Origin of the sequence: Rhodanobacter sp. A1T4 (assembly GCF_014207185.1) — a bacterium.
In the GTDB taxonomy this organism is placed as follows: Bacteria; Pseudomonadota; Gammaproteobacteria; order Xanthomonadales; family Rhodanobacteraceae; genus Rhodanobacter.
The window spans coordinates 364931-383723 of record NZ_JACHCP010000003.1 but is presented as its reverse complement, the minus strand read 5'-3'; the positions used below and the strand labels follow the sequence as shown (position 1 = coordinate 383723).

Here is an 18793-nt window from a genome sequence, read left to right as displayed (position 1 = left end):
CTTGACCAACTCCACACCTACCCCGCCCGTACCGGACGATGCGGACCCTGCCCTGCTGAAGCGGCTGCACGAAGCGACGGCACTGCTGGAATCGCTGGCAGCCGATCCGCTGCTGCTGGCGCAGTTGCCGGCGCAGGAACGCAGCCGGCTGCATCAGGCGGTGGCGAGCGTGTATCACCCCGATCCGGCGACACGCCGGGTGAAGTTGAAGGCCAAGCAGAAAGCGCACTATGCGTCGAAGATTCGTGCCGACGACACCGTACTCAACCAGACCGGCATCCGCGCACTGCGTCGCAAGCCGGTGTTCAGCACGCCAAGCGTGTTTGCGCCGGAAGGTTTCGAGGCGCACGACGTAAACCCCTATGCGGACGCCACCCAACCACGCGAATCCATCGAACCGCAGCACTGTTACGTGTGCAAACAGAAGTACTCGACCATCCATTTTTTCTACGACCAGCTGTGCCCGGATTGTGCAGCGTTCAACTACGCCAAGCGCACCGAGTTGGTGGATCTGCGTGGGCGCGTGGCGCTGCTGACCGGCGGCCGGGTGAAAATCGGTTACCAGGCAGGTTTGAAACTGCTGCGCGCGGGCGCGGAGCTGATCGTCACCACACGTTTTCCGCGTGATTCCGCCGCGCGCTACGCTGAAGAACCGGACTTTGCGCAATGGAGCGATCGCCTGCAGATCTACGGACTGGATCTGCGCCACACGCCCAGCGTCGAAGCCTTCTGTCGGGAGTTGATCGCCACGCGGCCGCGACTGGATTTCATCATCAACAACGCTTGCCAGACCGTGCGCCGACCGCCGGATTTCTACGCGCACATGATGGACGGCGAAACGGCCGCGCTGCACGACCTGCCAGCGCACGTGCGCCAGCTGGTCGGAAACTACGAAGGCTTGCGCGGCGCGCACCTGCTACCTGAGGCGAACACGGGTGCTATCGCGCAACCAGGTAGCATGCCTAATGTTGCCGGTCTGACGCGCGCCGCCGAGCTGTCGCAGCTGCCACTGTTGCCGGAAGAACTACTCGCGCAGCAGCACCTATTTCCTCAAGGGAAACTCGATCAGGACTTGCAACAGATCGATCTGCGCGAGCGCAACTCGTGGCGGTTGCTGATGGCCGAGGTGCCGTCGGTGGAATTGCTGGAGGTGCAGCTGGTCAACGCCATCGCGCCGTTCATCATCAACGCGCGGCTCAAGCCGCTGATGCTGCGCACGCCGGGCAATGATCAACCCAGTCGCGACAAGCACATCGTCAACGTGTCGGCGATGGAGGGCCAGTTCTACCGCAGCTTCAAGACTACGCGGCATCCACACACCAACATGGCCAAGGCCGCGCTCAACATGATGACGCGCACCTCTGCTACCGACTATCACAACGATGGTATCCACATGAACAGCGTGGATACCGGTTGGGTCACCGATGAAGACCCGGCCGAGCTGGCCGCAAAGAAAGTGATCGAGGAACGCTTCCACCCGCCGCTGGACATCATCGACGGCGCAGCGCGCATCGTCGATCCGATCATCAGCGGGATCAACACCGGCGAGCACGTGTGGGGGCAGTTTCTAAAGGACTATCGGCCGACGGACTGGTGAGCGCCGTCTCTATCTGCAGATGATTTCAGTGAACGCCAACCTCAATCCAGCGTCGCCGCGTAGTAATCGCCATGCCGGCTCACTCGCACCGGCATGGCAAACGCCTCTGACAGCGTGGCATCGGTAAGCGTGTCGACCTTGCTGCCCTGCCGGAACACCCGACCATCGCGCAGCAAGACGACCTGCCCGATCTCTGGCAGGATTTCCTCGACGTGATGGGTGACCAGCAATAACGTGGTGCCGCTCCTGGCCAGCTCGCGCAGGCCTTCCAGAAAATGCCGACGGCTGGCCATATCCAGACCTGCGCAGGGTTCATCGAGCAGCAGTGCGCGCGGGCGATGCACCAGCGCCCGCGCGATCAGTACACGACGCGCTTCGCCAGTAGACAGGCTCGCCATGTCGCGCCCGATCAGCGACGTTGCACCGACCTGCGTCAACGCCTCATGAGCACGTCCGCGCATATCATCAGTGACCTGATGATTGAAGCTGATGCCGCGCGCCGCAAAGAATCCCGACACCACCGCATCAAAAACTTCCACGGGCGTATCACTGGTGTAATCGAGCTGCACCGCCGGCGACACGATGCCAAGCAGGCTGCGCAGCTCCGCCACGTTCCAGCGATCGCGGCCAAAGATGTGCACGCGGCCATTGCCATCCCGCTTCGCCAACGGATACAGCTGCCGCGCAATCAGCTTTACCAGCGTCGACTTACCCGAACCGTTGGGGCCGAGGATAGCCGTGTGCTGGCCATCGGCAATGCACAGACTGAGCCGGTCCAGCACCAGCCGATCGCCCTGCATCACGCTGGCTTGATCGATCGTGAGCAGATCGTCTTCGGAGTTCAATTGATCTTTGGCCACTGGTTCATGCATGGCTTTACCTTGCCTGCAAATAAGCCGAACGGCAACACCGCCGACACCGGACTAATCAATGCTTGCCGTGTGTGAGAGCACTATTCATCGACTGCATTCATCTGCTTCAGCTGATCATCTCTGGCTGCATGAGCTGTGGCTTGAAGAAATGCGATGGCGCGGTCCATCGCATCGAGCTGCAGATCGACAATGGATCGATCACCGGCAGGCACCAGGATTGACAACTTGATTTCTTCGGGAAGGGACGGCTTCTTTTTTTCTTCTTTACCCTCCTCGTCACCGGACTGTTCATCGCCGTTATCCTCGTCCTTCAAGACTCCGGTATAACGCACGTCGACGCGCCAGTGGTTTGATTCGCCGCAAAGACGAAGTTCGGCAAGAAATAGCTTTTCCTGATCAGTCATGGTGTTCTCCAATTTCTACTTCAAAATGAGTCGCTTGTTACGGCGCAGGTCTATTCGAGCCAACCCGCATCATTTCCCCACGCCACACGTGACGCACATGTCCATATCGTCATGACTTTTCACATCACCTTCCCCATTGGCGGTGTGCAGTAGTGGCCTACCTGCTGGAGCCTCGCCATGCACTCATCCGTCCGAACAACTCTTTTCGCCATCACCGCTTTGTCAGTAGTGCTGATGCTGATCGGCTGCGGCGACACGGCACGCCTACAGGTAAGCGATGGAACGGGCGCCAATCCGCAGCTACCCGCCCCAAACAAGACGCTGTTTCCCACCATGAAAACAGCCAAAGCCGTGGGCTGGCCAGCCGGCGCTACACCGATCGCCGCATCGGGTCTGGCCGTGAACGCTTACGCCAGCGGACTGGATCATCCTCGCTGGCTTTACACGCTGCCCAATGGCGACGTGCTGGTCGCCGAAACCAATGCACCACCGAAGCCCGACGACAGCAAGGGCATCCGGGGCTGGATTGCAAAGAAGATCATGGCCGGTGCCGGTGCTGGCGTACCCAGCGCCAACCGCATCACCTTGCTGCGCGATACGAAGGGTGACGGTGTAGCCGATACGCATGACGTATTTTTGAAAGGCCTCAACTCGCCGTTTGGCATGGCCTTGGTCGGCAACACGCTCTACGTTGCCGACAGTGATGCGTTGTTGAGCTTTCCGTATGAAGCCGGGGAAACCACGATTACGGCAGCACCGACCAAAGTGATGGACCTGCCGGCCGGCACCATCAATCATCACTGGACCAAGAACGTCATCGCCAGTCTGGACGGCAGGAAGCTTTACGTCACGGTCGGCTCCAACAGCAATGTCGGAGAGAACGGACTTGCGGTAGAAAAAGACCGTGCACGAATTCTTGAAGTCGACATTGCCAGCGGCACGTCACGCGTATTCGCCACCGGCCTGCGCAATCCCAATGGCATGGCATGGCAACCGCAAAGCGGCGCGTTGTGGACAGCAGTGAACGAGCGCGACGAAATCGGCAGCGATCTGGTACCCGATTACATGACCTCAGTGAAGGACGGCGCTTTTTACGGCTGGCCTTTCAGCTATTACGGCCAGCATGTCGATGTCCGCGCGCAACCGCAGAACCCCGCGCTGGTAGCCACGGCTATCGCGCCCGACTACGCGCTCGGCCCACATACCGCGTCGCTGGGACTGATTTTTTACACTGCGCATCTTTTACCCGCGCACTATGAGAACGGTGCGTTCATCGGTCAGCATGGCTCCTGGAATCGCAACCCGCGCAGTGGCTACAAGGTGATCTTTGTGCCGTTCACCAACGGCCAGCCATCCGGTCCCGCCGAAGACGTGTTGACAGGTTTCCTCAATGGAAATGGCGAGGCGCAAGGCCGGCCTGTCGGTGTAACGACGGATGGCAAAGGCGCCTTGCTGGTCGCGGATGACGTGGGCAATGTGGTGTGGCGCGTTACTTCTGCGAGCCCGGCAGCACAGACCACCGCAAGCGCCGCTGCATCACAATAATGACAAAGGATTACTGCCTCGCCTTTCTACACTTCGATAATGTCCTACTTGGTCATTCCCTCATCGGCACAGTCAGGTAAACGTTGAACAACCCATGGATCAAACAACCGCCATGCCTACCATGCAAGCCGTCGAAATCACTCGCCCCGGCGAACCCGATGTACTGAAACTCACCTCGCGCAACATACCCAAGCCCGAGAAGGGCGAGGTGCTGATCAAGGTAGCGGCAGCTGGCGTCAATCGGCCCGACGTGTTTCAACGCAAGGGAAACTACGCCCCGCCGCCGGGCATCTCCGACATACCCGGCATGGAAGTCGCTGGCGAGTTGGTCGATGGCGACCTGGATGGCGAAAATCCATTCGGCCTCAAACGCGGCGACATGATATGCGCGTTGATCGGTGGTGGCGGTTATGCCGAGTACGCCATAGCGCCGCTGCTGCAATGCCTGCCCACGCCCCAAGGCTACTCGATGGTCGAGGCGGCAGCGCTGCCGGAAAATTTTTTCACGGTATGGAGCAACGTGTTCGATCGCGGCCAGCTCGGCCAGGGCAAACGTGGTACGCATGAGTCTTTGCTGGTCCAGGGTGGCTCCAGCGGTATCGGCGTTACTGCCATCCAGCTGGCACATGCGTTTGGCTACCGTGTATTCGTCACCGCAGGCAGCGCGGAAAAATGCGCTGCTTGCGAACAGCTCGGTGCCATCGCCATCAACTACCGCGAACAGGATTTCGTGGAAGAGGTGAAGCGCCATAGCGACGGTCATGGCGTCGATGTGATTCTGGACATGGTTGCCGGCGACTACCTGCCCCGCGAAATCGAGGTACTCGCCGATGATGGCCGGCTGGTCGTCATCGCCACCCTCGGCGGCGGCAAGGCGACCATCGATGCTGGTGCAATCATGCGCCGCCGACTCACCGTGACGGGCTCCACGCTACGCGTGCGTCCGATTGCCTTCAAAGCAGCCATTGCACAGGCGCTTTACGAGAAAGTCTGGCCATTGCTGGAATCGCGCAGAGTGCAACCGATCATCCATCAGGTCTTCCCTGCCGCCGATGCAACCAAGGCACACGTGCTGATGGAGAGCAGCGCACATATCGGCAAGATCATGCTGACGTGGTAAGAACCGCCTTGACTGGAAAATCCTGGAATCTGTCGCGCAGGACTCTGAGGCGCTATGTCGCGGCCGAGTAGCACCAACCTGTAAAGAAAGCGTGCGATTATCCTGAAGTTGGGTGACCAACACGACAGGATTGGGGATGGCGGCGTTCCGCAACACCAGGCACCGAAAGTTTGTTGCATGGCTGGCTCTGGCCGCCATGTGGCTCACTATTGGCATGCCGGTGCTTTCGCAGTTTCTGCCGAGCCACGCGCAAGAATCGATGGACCTCGGTGCGTGGTGCACCGGCCATGGTCTCAGCGATCATCATCCCGGCAGCCCGTCCGCACCTGCCGCCCCGATGGACAAGTGCGGGTATTGCAGCCTTTTCTGTCACAGCCCGCTTGTTCTCGCACATGCCTGCGTCGTTTTGCCGTCCCTGCTGTTGTCGGGACCGCTGTTTTCTGTGCAGGTCGTTCCATCCGGGCCGCGACCGCGCCTGCTGAGTGCTGATGCCAGAGGGCCGCCGTCGCTTACATGACGGCTACCGCCTTGACGCTTGGCATGCCTGACCCGCAAACCTTCGTCGCTGAACTCAATAACGATACTTGAACGCAGCCGCACGGCTCGTTGGCGCATTGGCGCAAACGGGCATTTTGCATGGCCCGCGCCAGATCGATGCCTATATCAATGCGCCGCTTGGCCGCATTTCCCGGGACTTTCTCATGCACTTCTTGTTCAACGCCAGAACCATCAAAACCGCCCCGCTTGCCCTGCTGATGTCGGCTCTGCCGATGGCAGCGCAGGCTTGCGCTACCTGCGGGTGCACACTCAGCACTGATGCCGCGACCGGCTACTCCGCCGAATCAGGCTGGCGTCTAAACGTGGACTACACCACTATCGACCAGAATGAACTCCGCACCGGCAGCAGCAGCGCCAGTCCGGAACAAGTGGTCAATCGGCCATCCGACCCTTCACTCGGCGGTGGCGAGATCGAACATGGCACAACCAACCAATACCTGAATTTCACCGCTGCTTACCGCTTCAACGCCGATTGGGGCATCAGCCTGCTGGTTCCCTATGTGAAGCGCGATCACGACACCTATGGCACCCAGCTTCAACCGTACACGCCTGCAGAAAGTGCACCGGATCAGCTTAGCAACGCCAGCGTATCCAGTCTTGGTGATATCAAGCTGCTGGCGAGCTACCAGGGCTTTCTGCCAACACACAATCTTGGCGTGCAGTTTGGCGTCAAACTGCCTACCGGCAACTACGGCGGGGAAACGGAAGACGGCAATTTTGTCGGCACACCCGTACTCTTCAAGAACGGACCAGGTGCTGGCCAGGCGCTCGACTCGAGCTTGCAGGCAGGTACCGGCAGCACTGACCTGATCGTAGGCGCGTACTATTTCCAGCCGATCAGCCAGAATTTTGATGGCTTCGTCAACGGCCAGTTCCAGTCGGCCATTTCGGAAAGGATGAGCGCTGCCGGTGCCAATTATCGACCCGGTAATCTTGCCACCATGAGTCTGGGCGTACGCTATGAAGCCCACGCCAACTGGGTGCCGCAATTGCAGATCAACCTGCTGCACAAGAGTGCCGATCAGGGGGCATTTGCCGACCAGCCCGATACGGAAGGCACTGTGGCTTACCTCAGCCCTGGCATCAGCGCGAGCCTCACCAAGAAGCTGCAGCTGTATGCCTTTGTGCAAGTGCCGGTATATAGCCACCTGGCCGGTTACCAGCTATTCCCGGGCTGGACCGGTACCGTCGGCATCAGTTTGGGGCTATGACTATTCGACTCCCCGTACAGCGCGCTAAACCAGACCGGATGCAACTCGTCATGTTCGGCATACCCGCTTGTAAAGTAGCTCTGCGGCGGTTCAAGCAAGGCTCGAGACTCTTCGTTTCGCGTTTTGCAGCGGCTACCGTATTGGCGCTTGCTCTGCTGCACTCGGCAGGTGTGAGCGCCGACAGTCTCGTTATCGGAGATGCCGCGCCACCAATCACGTTGACCACCCTGGACGGCAAGCAGATCGCGACCAGCGATCTGCAAGGCAAGGTAGTGATCGTGACCTTCTGGGCAACCTGGTGTGGGCCCTGTCGGGAGGAGCTGCCGCTGCTTTCTCGCTACGCCCAACAGCACGCGAAAGACGGCCTGGTGGTGCTCGGCTTCAGTCTCGACACGTCTGACGACCTCGACAAGGTACGCGCCGTTTCACGCAGTCTGAGTTTTCCGGTCGGGCTACTTGGCGACCCGCATGTGCCGGGTTATGGTCGCATCTGGCATCTGCCGGTCAGTTTCACTATCAACCGGAATGGGAAGCTGGTGGACAATGGATGGAAGGACAAAAATCCAGTATGGACGTCCGAACGGCTGGAACAGGTTGTCACGCCACTTTTGAGTCACTCTCCCTGAATAGTCGCCCGATACAAACCCGGGTTATTCGCAAAGACTCCCAGGTCAAAAACCTTCAGTTCGGCGACAGTCCGTTTCCTCGTAGCGCATTTAAACCTGCAGTGTTTGACCCTACCTTTGCTCCAGGCGCCGATCGTGGCGCGATACAGCTACCGGAGAAGCGTCGTGATTGAACGCAGACCTTTTGAAAGCCTTGGCGGTGCGAACCATGGCTGGCTCGATGCCAAACATCACTTTTCGTTTGCCAGCTACAACAATGCCAAACGCATGGGCTGGGGCGCGCTACGCGTGTGGAATGACGACACGATTGCTGCGCAAACCGGCTTCCCACCGCATTCGCATGGCGACATGGAAATCATCACCTACGTGCGCGAGGGTGCGATCACCCATCGCGATAATCTGGGCAATACGGGCCGTACCGAGGCGGGCGATGTGCAGGTAATGAGTGCAGGCACCGGCATTACGCACAGCGAGTACAACCTGGAGTCGGAGACGACTCGCATCTTCCAGATATGGATCATTCCCGACGAACGCGGCCAGCCGCCTTCATGGGGTGCCAAGCCATTCCCGAAGGGTGATCGCTCTGGTCAATTCGTGGCGCTGGCCAGCGGCTTCCGTGAAGATGCCGATGCGCTGCCCTTGCGCACTAATGCGCGCGTGCTCGGCGTGACACTAAAAGCCGGCGAGTCAGCGGAGTACGCGCTGGCAGAAAATCGCTATGGTTATCTGGTGCCTTCGAAAGGTTCGGTCGAGATCAACGGCGTGACGCTGCAAACGCGTGATGGCGCAGCTATTCACCAGGAGCCTTTGCTGCGGCTGAAAGCGCTGGAAGATACCGAACTGGTTCTAGTCGACGCACCAGCTTGATACGGGTCGCGGCCGACCGCGTTGGCGGCGCTATCGCTTTGCATTTCTCCCGCCAACGCCGGCACCTTTAGGGGAGCTGTTGGCTTTGACGAAGGTCGCGAAATCGTTCGTCGCCATCGCATGCGCGATGTAATAGCCCTGGGCATGGTCACACCCGATGGAAGTAAGGTAATCGAGCGCCGCCTTGTTCTCCACGCCCTCGGCGGTGACGTGATAGCCCAGCCGGTGGCTGAGATCGACGATGGAGTGCACGATGATCTGGTCCTTGCGCTCGGTGCCAAGATTCTTGATGAACATCTGGTCGATCTTCAGCTCGCTGACCGGCAGATGGCGCAGATACGCAAACGTCGATTGACCCACGCCAAAATCATCGATGGCAATGCCAACACCGTGATCGGACAGGCGCCGTAGAATTCGGATGGCCAGATCGTGCTCGTCGATGATCGCACGTTCGGTGACCTCCACCGTCAGGCAGTGCGGAGGAAGCTCGTGGATCGCCAGCAAGGTAATGATCTTGCCCGGCAGATCGGGGTCATCCAGATCGCGCGTGGAAAGGTTCACTGACAGTTGCAGATGCAGGCCATGCTCACTCCAGCGTTTGGCCTGCGCCAGCGCCGCGGTCAATGCCCAGCGTGTGACGCGCTGGATATTACCGGTGTCCTCCGCCATGCCAATGAAGGCGTCCGGGGGCACTTCGCCAAGTTTCGGATGATCCCAGCGCACCAGCGCTTCGGCGCCATCAATAGTTTTGGTGGCGAGCGCAAGCTTCGGTTGATAGTGCAGCGACAGCTTGTTGTGATTGAGCGCATTGCGCAGATCACCCATCAGTGACAAGCGTTCAGGGCGATGTGGATCCGTCGCCACATTATAGAAACTCAATGCAGTTGACGAACCACTGGCGGCAAACTGCGCAACCTCGGCATGACGCAGCAGTGTGCCCGCCCGGATCCCATCGGTGGGATAGATGGCGACGCCGATCGCAGGCAATCGATCGATGGCGACATCTTTTTCCTTGTAAGGCGTGTTGAGCGCATCAAGGATTCGCAGCGCCGCCGCGGTGGCATTCGACTTGTCCGTCTGTGGCAGCCATGCCATGAACTGCGTATCGGTCACCCGGGCGATAAACGCGCCATCTGAAACGTCGCGAATACGTTCGCCCGCATCACGCATCAGTCGATCGCACAACGAGTGCCCCATGGTTTTGATGATATCCGGCACGCGGGCGATTCCGATCATCAGCAAGGCGCCACCAACACCATCGTCGGTCGCGATTGAACGATTGATGCTCTCTTCGGCCGCCATGCGGGTGGGCAGATTGGTCACCGGATCATGCATGGCCTGATGGCGGATACGATCCTCGCGCTGACGCACTGCGTCGGTCATGGTACCGAACGCAACGGCCAGCTGGCCTATCTCGTCATGCCGTTGCACGCTCACCGGCGCACGATAGTCGCCAACTTCAATGCGCTTTACGGCGGCGGCCAGCGCTTCGATCGGGCGCGATACGCTGCGCGCGACCAACCAGGCGACCAGCAAACCCATCGCAAGGCCAAGGCACAACAGGATCGTTCCCGCGACCATCGCGGAATGAAAGGGCCTCAGCGCATCGTCGAGTGAATAGCCGAGCAAGGCCACCACCGGCGCAGTGTTTACCGGCTGCTTCAGATGCTGTGCCATCACGATGTACTGCATGCCGCCAACCATCATCAGCGTGGGCTTCCACGGCAGATCACCGTTTACCGGCGCAATGCTGCCGAGAAGATTCGTCTGGCTGCTGCCGCGCGCCACGACCGACCAGTGATTCGGCACAGCCTGGGCCAACAGTTCGATGTCTCTGGGCAATGCAGACAGCTGTTGCATGTGACTGAGCAAAGTGTTGTCCAGCGGCACATTCACCGCCACCAGCCCCACCGGCTGCGGTGCGTAAATCGGCACTACCACCATCCAGTACGCGTTGCCATCCAGCACAACCACCGCGGCGGTTCGCTCACTGTAGGCTTTCTTGATCAGATCGGGAAATGGAAAACGCCGCGGCGTCACGTCGACATTACCGGTAGTCGCATCGTTGGTATCGGCCAGTACGGCGCCATCGAGCCCAATCCACAGCATGCCCGAAGCACCGACCCGACGCCCGTGATTGCGCAGCATGGAAAGCACGGTACCGCGATCACGCTCGGCAATCGCCGAACGCAATGCGTAATCGAGCGAGATCACTTCAACGTTGCCCGCAACGCGTGCCGAGATGTCATCCATCTGCGAAACAAACGCTCCGGCATTGGCGGTCAACTGGCGTTCCCCTTCGGTCACCAGCGCGCGTCGGGTCACTTCGTAGATCAGGCCTGCGGTCAACAGCTGCACGATCACCAAGGTGGCGACGAACAGCAGTCCCAGCCGAAGTCGGAAGCTCAGGTTGCCCATGCGAAAGCGTCAGTTCTGGACATGGTTCACATCCATCGGTTCACGCAGATTGGCAACAGCAAAAATAGTGAAACCGGTACGTGAAATCAGCGGACCACTGGCAATAACGATTTTCTGAGTCGGCTCAACCTGCCCCGGCTGCAACAGTGGGTGCCAGACATGCGCTGTATAGCTGCCAGCGCTGATGTTGCCAAGTACGGCATTGCTGGTTACGTTGCTGTGATTATCGAAGAAATGCACGACACGTTGTGAGGCTGAAGCCGAACATATACCGCATACCAGCAGTGCAGCAGCATGCATCCAACGCATCGATCCAACCCCCGTCATGTCGATATCCATCGACAGCCTAGCGCACTTTTACGGTGGTTCGTGACATTATCGATGGCTGCCGAATAAGTGCATCCACGGATCGTTGCCAGAGGTCTTGCTACGCTCGACGGATAAGTTCATTGAACCCGACCATCGTGAGAAATACATGACATCCATGCACGGCATCCACACCATCGATACCGGCTTCGTTCGACCACAGTTTGACGCGGCTTACCTCGTCGTCGAAAACGGCCGTGGCGCCTTCATTGATTGCGGCACCAATTACGCCGTGCCGCGCATGCTTGCGGCGCTGGATGAGAGCGGGCTCGCGCCGGCCGATGTTGACTGGCTGATCCTCACCCACGTGCACCTGGACCACGCCGGCGGCGCGGGCGAACTGATCGCACAGCTACCCAACGCGAAACTTGTGGTGCACCCGCGCGGCGCGCGGCACATGATCGATCCGTCCAAGCTGTGGGCCGGCGCCACTGCGGTGTATGGCGAAGCGGTGATGAAGGAAACGTATGGCCATCTGCGGCCGATACCGGCAGAGCGCGTGATTGAAGCCACCGACGAGTACATCATCGATCTCGCGGGGCGTCCGCTGCGTTGCCTCGACACGCCGGGCCATGCCAAGCATCACAACAGCATCTTCGATGCGCGCGCCAATGTCTGTTTCACCGGCGATGTTTTCGGATTGTCGTACCGGGAGTTCGATCACGACGGACATCCATTCATCGTGCCGACGACGTCACCGGTGCAGTTCGATCAAATGGAGTTGCACGCATCCATTGATCGACTCGTCGCACTCAAACCCGACGCGATGTATCTCACCCACTACGGCCGCGTCGAGGATATCGCGCGCCTGGCCGCCGACCTGCACGTGCAGATCGACTCGATGGTTGAACAGGCGCGCGCTGCAAATGACAAGCCCGATCGGCACATGGCGCTGAAAGAATTGCTGACCGATCTCTACCTTGAGCGCGCGCAAACCCACGGCTGGACCAAAGGTCGCGACGCGCTGCGCGACGTGATCGGCATGGACATCGAACTGAACGCGCAAGGTCTGGAAGTTTGGCTGGACGGCCAAAAGAAAGCTGCCTGACCGTTTTGATCAGTACCTAACGCAGCGACGCAGTGATCAATTGTTCGGCCATCTTGACCAGCGAGCGCGCAGGGCCATGGCGGCCGAACATCTGACCGCTGGCGAAAGCGCCCTCGATCAGCAACAGCAGACCGTCGGCCAGTACGTCTGGTGACTTGGCACCCATGGCTTCGGCCATATCATGCAGGCGAGTGCGCAGCTTGCGCTTCTCTGCCACGGCGGTCTTGCGGGTTGGATGCTGTGACTGTGCCCCCTGTGCGTGCGGATACTCCAGCGCAGCATTGCTCATCCCGCAGCCGCGGTAACCCGACTGCGTGGCCCGTTCCGACAAACCCTTCAGATACTCAAGCAGCTGAGCGCGCGGATCGTTCGGATGTGTTCGCCCCGGAGCATCGAAGCGAGTCCAGAACTCGGCGGCATAATCATTGATGTACAGCGTCGCCAACGCATCCTTGGAACCAAAGCTCCGATACAGGCTCGGCTTGGTCACTCCGGCGCGATTCACAATCTCGTCCACGCCGATCGCGCGAATGCCCTCCCGATAAAAAAGTTCGCGTGCTGTGCTACGGATGCGTTCGGCGGCCCGTGGCACAGCGGCAACCGTGCTGTTCTTGATACTGGCAGTGGAGCGTTTGAGTGTCATGAGTTCACCACTATTGACGATGTTACCGATCGGTACGTATGATCCTACCACACACGTACTGAGCGGTAACATGAATAGCATACAGCATCGCCCTTTCGGCCAGAACTACGTCTTCGTTGCTGCTGGCGTGGTTTTCCTCGCGTTACTTGCTGCCGCCGGGGTGCGCGCTGCTCCCGGTGTGCTGATCCTGCCGCTGGGTAACGCCTTTGGCTGGACGCGCGACAGCATCTCACTGGCCGCCGCGGTGGGCATCTTCTTTTATGGCATGGTCGGTCCGTTCGCGGCAGCGTTGATGCAGGCCATCGGCATCCGCCGCACACTGATCGGCGCGCTGACCCTGATGGCGTTGTCCATCGCGGCCAGTGCGTGGATGAGCAAGCCCTGGCATCTATTGTTGAGTTGGGGTGTTTTTTCTGGCATCGGTTCGGGCTGCGTGGCGATGGTATTGGGGGCGACGGTGGTCAATCGCTGGTTCGTCAAGCATCGCGGCCTGATGATGGGTCTGCTGACTGCCAGCACGGCGACCGGGACACTGGCGTTTCTTCCCCTGCTCGCCTCGATCGCTCAGCACGGCGGCTGGCGACCGGTGATCTGGACTGTCTCGGCGGCCTGCGCGTTGCTGATACCACTGGCATGGTGGCTGCTGCCCGAACGACCGGAAGATATCGGCCTGCGCCCTTACGGCGCCAGTACCGATGAAGTGATTGCCGAGCCGGAGAAACGCAAGCTGCTGGCCATCGCCTTCGGTGCGCTGGCGCGGGCCTCCAAGCACCGTACCTTCTGGTTCCTGTTCACCACCTTCTTTATTTGCGGCTTCACCACCAATGGGCTTATTGGTACTCACTTTATTGCGCTATGCGGTGATCACGGCATTCCCGAAGTGCGCGCGGCCAGCGTGATGGCGATGATGGGTGCATTTGACCTGATCGGGACGACCCTCTCGGGCTGGCTTACCGATCGCTACGACCCGCGCAAGCTGCTGTTTGTCTACTACGCGCTGCGTGGCCTGTCACTGATCTGGTTGCCTTACTCGGATTTCTCGCTGACCAGCCTGTCGCTGTTCGGTATGTTCTACGGACTGGACTGGATCGCCACCGTGCCACCAACCCTGCGTCTCGCGTCGGAGGCATTTGGCGACCGCGATGCACCGGTGGTGTTCGGGTGGATCGCTGCGGGACATCAGATCGGCGCCGCCAGCGCTGCATTGTTTGCCGGCTTTATGCGCACACAGGGCGGCAGTTACCTGCAGCCGTTCGTGATCGCTGGCGTGACCGGCCTGGTCGCTGCGGGTATTGCGTTGACTATCCGTCGCCGGCCGCATTCAGCCATGCCGCTCGCTGCCGCAGGCTGATTCAGGCCAACCGTGATTCAAGCCAATCGCGTCCCATTCGGCACTGCCCGCTCGATGGCGGTAAGTACAACGCCTTCTTCAGTATGAAAGCCGGTGAGCAGAAACTGCGAACGGAACGGTCCGATCTGCTTTTCAGGGAAATTGATCACGCCGACAATCTGGCGGCCGACTAAATCGTCGGCCTTGTACAGGGCCACAATCTGCGCGCTGGTTTTCTTCTCGCCGTAGGGTCCGAAATCCACCCACACTTTCCACGCCGGCTTGCGCGCTTCGGGAAACGGCTCCGCACGGATCACGGTGCCGGCGACAATTCGTACCTTCTCGAAATCGGTCCAGCTGATTTCATCCAACATCCCGTCTTTTTCTTCACTCATTGTTCGCACCTTATTTCTCTCGCCGCGTCTGCAACCAGTCGCGGCCCTGTTGCCACCAGTAACTCGCCTGTGCACCAAGATAACCGAACGGTCGATACGTGCTGCGCAAGCCGTAATCGGCAAACTGCGTCCAGCGATCGTCTCCTTCGGCAATCGCGCTTGCCAGCAGTTCACCAGCAGCACAGGTCGGTGCCAGCCCGTGCCCACCAAACGCCTGCGCCCACCACAAACCGTTGTCGTTGCCTCCGATCTGCGGCATCTGATGGCGTGCATAGCTCATCAGTCCCGACCATGCGTAATCGATTTGCACTCCTTTCAACTGGGGAAACACGCGCAACAGATCCTGCATCAGCAGTCGTTTCACAGCCTGCGGCGAACGGTTGCGTATCGAGATGCGACCGCCCCACAGCAATCGCGTATCGGGCAGCGCGCGGTAGTAGTCGAAAGCAAAACGCGTGTCATAGACAGCGGCGCGAGTGTGCAGGCATTCACCCATCCGTGCACCCAGCGGCTCGGTGACCATCACATAGGTCGCGATCGGCAAAATCGCGCGATCGATCGCCGGCTGCAGACCCGCGAGATAGCCGCCACAGGCCAGCACCACCTGATCGGCCATGACCACGCCCTGCGCAGTACGCAAGCACCACTGCGCCCCCTCACGAACAAGACTCATGACACCACTGCTTTCATGGATACGCACGCCCTGCCCGGTCGCCGCGGCAGCCAGACCAATCGCGTAGTTCAGCGGATGCAGGTGCAACGCATCGCGCTCGTACAACCCATCGTGATAACGCTCGCTGTGCACGCTTTCCCGCAGCTGTTGCTGCGGCAACCATTGCCACGATGAATCGTAGTGCTCTGCCAGCAGCTGCTGACGATGACGCAGCACGGCGGGATCGCGAAACCAATTGGCCCAGATCACGCCCTGATCCACGCAATCGCAGGCAATCGCGTAATCGGCAATCCGCCGACGAATCAGCTGAACAGCCTCCGTGGTGAGGTTGAACAACCCGCGCGCGCGCGACTCTCCCAGTTGATCGAGCAGCGATTGCTCACCCAGCGAATAGCCGCCAAAGACGAAACCGCCGTTGCGGCCGGACGCGCCGAAGCCGATCTGTTCGCGTTCCAGCAAGACGACATCGCGCATGCCACGCTCGGCCAGCCCCAATGCGCTATTCAAGCCCGCATAGCCGCCACCGATGATGGCGACACTCGCCCGCTTCGTACCCTGTAACAATGCATACGGTTCATACGGTGTGGCCGTAGCTCGGTAATAAGAAGCAGCTGCTAGCGTCATAGGTCAGTTGATCGGGATGGGGCACGCTGACTAAACATCGAGCATAACGCAGCAGCTGCCTTTGCTATTCCACCAGACTCACGCCCAGAGGTCGCTGATCGCTGCGGCCATGATCATCCACCACGCGTACGTTGTAACTGCCCGCTGTCTGCGGTTGCCACAGCAGTGACTCGCCAGGCACGCTGCGTCCGATATAGGCGTCGTTGACGAACCAGTACAACGCGTGGACGTCCGCGTCGGTTGTGGCGATAAAGGCGATGCGCTCCTCACCCAGCTGCTTCAAACGCATTGCATAGGTACTGCCAAGCAGCGGCGAGGTGATCTGCGGCGGATCGCCGTCGGGCTCGCCTGCGTTCTTGCAATCAGAATTTTGTGGCGGCTTGCGACGCGGAATACCCGCCTGCGCAAACACCTGCTGCAGATCAGACGGCCAGAATTCGTAGACCTCCACATGTGTGCGTTTTCCGGCATACGGCGGACACGCCGGCTGACTCGTCGCGTCATCGATCACCACCGGCCGGTGCACGTTGCTGACGCGGATCGGCGACTTGCCGGGGATGAACCAGGTCATGCCCTTTTGCGGGCACCACTGGTTGGGCAACTCACCGCTGGCCAGGCAAATCGGCACGCGCTTGAGATTGGCCGGCATATGCCGGATCGGCTCGGCCAACTGCTGACGCTCGGCTCGCAGCGCATCGATAATCTGGAAAAATAGCGGCGCGGCCGCGTCCGCGCCCACAAAGGCGGGATTGCCCGTGCTATCGAAATTGCCAATCCACACCACCAACACGTACGGCCCAAAACTGCCCGCCGTCCACGCATCACGGAACGCCCACGATGTGCCGGTTTTCCAATACACCGGCAGGCGCGACGGCTGCGCACCGGTGGTTTCATCCGGACGCGGATTCTGCCGCAGCATATCCATCACCATGAAGCTCGCCTCATCGCTGAGCAGGCGCGTGCCGGCGACCTGCGGATCGCTGCTGTTCAAGCGCAGCGGCCTGAGCTCACCCCGGTTGGCCAACATGGCATACAGGCCGCCAAGTTCCTGCATGGTCACCTCACCGCCACCCAGTACCAGAGCGAGGCCGTAATGCTTTTCGCTAGCCATGCGACTGATGCCGGCGGCGTGAAGGAACTCGTACAAGTCGGGCTGCTTGAGCTGTGATGCGATCCACACCGCCGGAATATTGCGACTGCGGATCAATGCATCAGTGGCTGTGATCGGCCCTAGAAAATGACCGTCGAAATTTTCCGGCGTATAGGGCCCGAAGGAGCTCGGCACATCGCGCAGTACGGTCTGCGGATGTAGCACGCCCTGATCGAAACCCAGTGCGTAAATGAAGGGCTTCAGCGTCGACCCCGGCGAGCGTTTGGCCAGCGTGCCGTTGACCTGCCCCTGGATGGAACGATCAAAATAATTCGCCGAGCCCACCATGGCCTTGACGCCCATATCGCGCGTGTCAATCAAAATTGCCGCCGCATTGCGGATGCCGCGCGAGTTGTTGCGCGCCACGTAAAGGGTGATCTGCCGTTCGAGGCTGTGCTGGATATCCAGATCGATGGTGGTGCCAACGCGAGAATCGCTGCTGCCGCCGGCGATCTGCCGAGCGGCAAGCACCTGCTCGACCGCTTGCGGTGCTTCGAACGGCAGCTGCGATAGTGGCCGCAGGTTCAGCGGTAACGCGAACAATGGTTTCAGCGAGACATCATCAGGATGGCTATGCAGCCAGCGCGCGTAGAGCCGATTGCGTGAAGCGGCGAGTTGCGGATTGATGATGTCGCCGTCGGCATCGGCGTTATGCGATGCACTCTGCAACCGGCGCGTCGGATCTTGCGGAATCACCGCCAGCGTCAGCGCCTCGGGCAAGCTCAGCTCGCCAGCCGATTTATTGAAATAGGCAAGACTGGCCGCACCCACACCCTCGACGTTGCGACCGTAAGGTGCGTCGTTGAGATAAGCCTCGAGAATCTGCTGCTTGGAATAAAACAACTCCAACTGCATCGCCCGCGTCACCTGCTGCAACTTGCCCCATGGCGAACGCGTATTGAGCTTCCACAACAGCCGAGCCAACTGCATGGTGATGGTGGAACCGCCCTGCGGATTGCCATGGCGCACATAGGTGACCCACGCGCCGCGCGCCAGACCGTAGGGATTGAAGCCTGGATGCCAGCGATACCAGCGATCTTCGTGCAGCAGCACCGCATCCTTCAGTTGAGGCGAGATGTCATGCAATGGCACCCACAGGCGATAACGATCGTCGCTGGCCAGGGTCAACCGCATCAGCCGGCCATGTTCGTCATAGACCGCCGTGGAGGACGGCAACCAGTCGCGCAGGCGCGGATGCGGCCATAGGCGACAGCCGATCAGCAGCATGGCGATCAGCGCAAAACCGACCAGCCAGTTCTGCCAACGATGCAACCAAGTGAAGCATGCGCGCCAAGTAGAAAGTAATAGAGACATCGTCGTCGACCGGACCATGCCATGAAGCTCAG

General features: G+C 59.8%; 17 protein-coding genes. 9 read left to right on the top strand and 8 right to left on the bottom strand.

Going from position 1 to position 18793, the window contains the following annotated elements:
- The first annotated feature begins 1 nt into the window (after nucleotide 1).
- Nucleotides 2-1597: an SDR family oxidoreductase gene (locus HDE80_RS08000; protein WP_184669624.1), complete on the top strand. Its 1596-nt coding sequence runs from the start codon at nucleotides 2-4 to the stop codon at nucleotides 1595-1597.
- Between the two features lie 41 nt (nucleotides 1598-1638).
- Here the strand turns inward: HDE80_RS08000 and HDE80_RS07995 are convergent, their stop codons facing one another.
- Nucleotides 1639-2469: an ATP-binding cassette domain-containing protein gene (locus HDE80_RS07995; protein WP_184669622.1), complete on the bottom strand. Its 831-nt coding sequence runs from the start codon at nucleotides 2467-2469 to the stop codon at nucleotides 1639-1641.
- 80 nt (nucleotides 2470-2549) lie between these two features.
- Nucleotides 2550-2873, bottom strand: a complete 324-nt coding sequence (locus tag HDE80_RS07990) for a hypothetical protein (protein ID WP_184669620.1) — start codon at nucleotides 2871-2873, stop codon at nucleotides 2550-2552.
- Between the two features lie 177 nt (nucleotides 2874-3050).
- On the opposite strand from HDE80_RS07990, the gene HDE80_RS07985 reads away from it, so the two are divergent.
- The 6 genes from HDE80_RS07985 to HDE80_RS07960 all read left to right on the top strand — a co-directional run bounded on the left by HDE80_RS07985 (nucleotide 3051) and on the right by HDE80_RS07960 (nucleotide 8800).
- Complete coding sequence (locus tag HDE80_RS07985; protein ID WP_184669618.1) at nucleotides 3051-4418, top strand: sorbosone dehydrogenase family protein; 1368 nt, start codon at nucleotides 3051-3053, stop codon at nucleotides 4416-4418.
- Nucleotides 4419-4512: 94 nt separating this feature from the next.
- Nucleotides 4513-5538, top strand: a complete 1026-nt coding sequence (locus tag HDE80_RS07980; protein WP_255483634.1) for an NAD(P)H-quinone oxidoreductase — start codon at nucleotides 4513-4515, stop codon at nucleotides 5536-5538.
- A 136-nt stretch (nucleotides 5539-5674) separates the two neighbouring features.
- Nucleotides 5675-6055 carry a DUF2946 domain-containing protein gene (locus tag HDE80_RS07975; RefSeq protein ID WP_184602245.1) on the top strand — a complete coding sequence of 127 codons (381 nt, stop codon included), beginning with the start codon at nucleotides 5675-5677 and terminating at the stop codon, nucleotides 6053-6055.
- A 67-nt stretch (nucleotides 6056-6122) separates the two neighbouring features.
- On the top strand, nucleotides 6123-7307 hold the full coding sequence (locus HDE80_RS07970; protein ID WP_221437471.1) for a transporter: 1185 nt from the start codon (nucleotides 6123-6125) through the stop codon (nucleotides 7305-7307).
- Between the two features lie 38 nt (nucleotides 7308-7345).
- Entirely contained in the window at nucleotides 7346-7933 is a 588-nt protein-coding gene (locus HDE80_RS07965; RefSeq protein ID WP_255483633.1) for a TlpA disulfide reductase family protein, read from the top strand.
- Nucleotides 7934-8098: 165 nt separating this feature from the next.
- Nucleotides 8099-8800, top strand: a complete 702-nt coding sequence (locus tag HDE80_RS07960) for a pirin family protein (RefSeq protein WP_184602247.1) — start codon at nucleotides 8099-8101, stop codon at nucleotides 8798-8800.
- A 30-nt stretch (nucleotides 8801-8830) separates the two neighbouring features.
- Here HDE80_RS07960 and HDE80_RS07955 read toward each other — a convergent pair whose 3' ends face one another.
- Together HDE80_RS07955 and HDE80_RS07950 are read right to left on the bottom strand one after the other, a co-directional pair.
- A complete protein-coding gene (locus tag HDE80_RS07955) occupies nucleotides 8831-11218 on the bottom strand; it encodes an EAL domain-containing protein (RefSeq protein ID WP_184669616.1) in 2388 nt (795 codons plus the stop codon).
- A gap of 9 nt (nucleotides 11219-11227) precedes the next feature.
- Entirely contained in the window at nucleotides 11228-11557 is a 330-nt protein-coding gene (locus HDE80_RS07950) for a hypothetical protein (protein ID WP_184669614.1), read from the bottom strand.
- 136 nt (nucleotides 11558-11693) lie between these two features.
- On the opposite strand from HDE80_RS07950, the gene HDE80_RS07945 reads away from it, so the two are divergent.
- Nucleotides 11694-12632: an MBL fold metallo-hydrolase gene (locus HDE80_RS07945; protein ID WP_184669612.1), complete on the top strand. Its 939-nt coding sequence runs from the start codon at nucleotides 11694-11696 to the stop codon at nucleotides 12630-12632.
- 16 nt (nucleotides 12633-12648) lie between these two features.
- Here HDE80_RS07945 and HDE80_RS07940 read toward each other — a convergent pair whose 3' ends face one another.
- On the bottom strand, nucleotides 12649-13275 hold the full coding sequence (locus tag HDE80_RS07940) for a TetR/AcrR family transcriptional regulator (RefSeq protein WP_184669610.1): 627 nt from the start codon (nucleotides 13273-13275) through the stop codon (nucleotides 12649-12651).
- A gap of 70 nt (nucleotides 13276-13345) precedes the next feature.
- On the opposite strand from HDE80_RS07940, the gene HDE80_RS07935 reads away from it, so the two are divergent.
- Nucleotides 13346-14626, top strand: coding sequence for an MFS transporter (locus tag HDE80_RS07935; RefSeq protein ID WP_184669608.1), 1281 nt, complete (start codon nucleotides 13346-13348; stop codon nucleotides 14624-14626).
- 17 nt (nucleotides 14627-14643) lie between these two features.
- Here the strand turns inward: HDE80_RS07935 and HDE80_RS07930 are convergent, their stop codons facing one another.
- From HDE80_RS07930 to pbpC, 3 genes are all read right to left on the bottom strand, one after another.
- On the bottom strand, nucleotides 14644-15000 hold the full coding sequence (locus HDE80_RS07930; RefSeq protein WP_184669607.1) for a tRNA-binding protein: 357 nt from the start codon (nucleotides 14998-15000) through the stop codon (nucleotides 14644-14646).
- 10 nt (nucleotides 15001-15010) lie between these two features.
- Nucleotides 15011-16297: an FAD-binding oxidoreductase gene (locus HDE80_RS07925; RefSeq protein WP_184669605.1), complete on the bottom strand. Its 1287-nt coding sequence runs from the start codon at nucleotides 16295-16297 to the stop codon at nucleotides 15011-15013.
- A gap of 64 nt (nucleotides 16298-16361) precedes the next feature.
- On the bottom strand, nucleotides 16362-18761 hold the full coding sequence (gene pbpC, locus HDE80_RS07920) for a penicillin-binding protein 1C (RefSeq protein WP_184669602.1): 2400 nt from the start codon (nucleotides 18759-18761) through the stop codon (nucleotides 16362-16364).
- Between the last annotated feature and the right edge of the window lie 32 nt (nucleotides 18762-18793).